This is a genomic window from Xanthomonas dyei (assembly GCF_002939865.1).
In the GTDB taxonomy this organism is placed as follows: domain Bacteria; phylum Pseudomonadota; class Gammaproteobacteria; order Xanthomonadales; family Xanthomonadaceae; genus Xanthomonas; species Xanthomonas dyei.
On sequence record NZ_MDEE01000106.1, the window covers coordinates 1 to 1,537 of the forward strand.

General features: G+C 49.5%; 1 protein-coding gene and 1 pseudogene. Both read left to right on the top strand.

Annotated features, from left to right (window positions below):
• Nucleotides 1-92 precede the first annotated feature (92 nt).
• A pseudogene (locus XdyCFBP7245_RS24720) lies at nucleotides 93-827 on the top strand (RHS repeat-associated core domain-containing protein); the annotation flags it as partial.
• On the top strand, nucleotides 793-1,263 hold the full coding sequence (locus tag XdyCFBP7245_RS23985; RefSeq protein ID WP_146091738.1) for a hypothetical protein: 471 nt from the start codon (nucleotides 793-795) through the stop codon (nucleotides 1,261-1,263). The pseudogene XdyCFBP7245_RS24720 and the gene XdyCFBP7245_RS23985, both read left to right, overlap by 35 nt.
• Nucleotides 1,264-1,537 lie beyond the last annotated feature (274 nt).

The window sequence follows — 1,537 nt, forward strand, 5'->3', positions numbered from 1 at the left end:
CGCATCAGGCACTGAAGATGATGACGCCTGACCAAGCCTATGCCGCTACATTAACCACCTGACCTGTGCAGAAACCGATGGGTCATTACACCCGTGTGGTCGTCGATGCCGCCCGCGACGTTGCCGTGTGGAACTGGAGCCTGAAAGGCGAAGCCTTCGGCAACACCGCACCTAACCAGGATCCGGATGGGGATGGCACCGCGATGGTGTTAGATATGCGCTTTCCAGGCCAGCGATTTGATGCAGCGAGCGGGTTCAATCAGAACTACTTCCGCGATTACGATGCGGCCTCTGGGCGGTATGGGCAGAGTGATCCGATTGGATTGAGTGGAGGTATAAATACCTACTCTTACGTCAGCGGAAGGCCGGTTACATCACTTGATTTTCTAGGCCTCGAATCACCGGGATCTTTTAATAATGGTGGACATCGAATGTCATGGGAAAACGGTGCCAAGCGTTTACCAGATTACTTCAAAGTCCAAGCGGAGCTTTATGTATTTAGTGGTTCATTGACACTTTCCAGGAGTGGAAGAGTTTTCGTGGCTGGTGGGTTTGCTAGAAACTATCCTAGGATGAATCTAAAAAGACCTGGCACCTCAGCGTCAATTGGCTTTCTAAATCAATGTGAAGAGCCCACGTCTCAGCGCGTTGACGACTTTGTTGGTGGCTTTGGGATGGGTGGAGCCGGCGGATATCGCATGGTTGGTGGGGCAGTCGTCTGGTCGCCGGGGCAAGGATCAGCCACAGAAATAGGCTTTGGCATAGGAGCAGGGTTTTCGCCCGGAGAATTGAGTGAAGAAGCCTGGAGGATTGGGGATGGTTGGTAAAATAGCTGGTCGCCTAATATTGGGAGCTGCATTAATATTGATTGCATTTGCTTTTGTGAAAATTTTTATCAATTATGATGGGTCGGCCAAAATTGCAACAGCTGACTTAAAAACTGCTGCACGCAACGCCGCGCCTCCAGATTGGGAAATAGTTTCGGAGAGGAAGGTTAGTAACCTTCTATTCTCAGGATATTCATATGAAAGGATCGCCAATGGAAATAATTCCTATATTTTAGAATCCATTAGAAGGCGGCTTCTTCTTGATGGGTTTCGTCCAAAAGAAGAACGTAAATCGTTGGTTCGCTACCGAGGTGTTTTCTGTAGGGGTAGCGCAGCCATTGATGTGGAGATAAGTTCGTCCGATTTGGGGCAAAGTAAAGTTGCTACAGGCGCGTACTGGAGTTCTCAGCGAGGAAATTCTCGATATTGTAGATAGGGTTCCATTTCAACTGACGTGGTATCTGGAAGCTTTTTAAATGGTCAAAATTTCTGAGCTATGGATCGTTAAGGCCTCTCTTGACATCCCCAGCAACCAGGCATCACAGCTGCGACCGGATTACGACGCCCAGGGCCGGCTCACTGCGATGAAGGACTTTGCCAAAAATATCGTAATCGAGTGCTAAGGAACCTCTGAACAAAGCACGGCAGGTGCGCGACACTACTCGCCTCGTGTTGAGGAATCATCCATGCAACTGACGTTCGGCGACGCT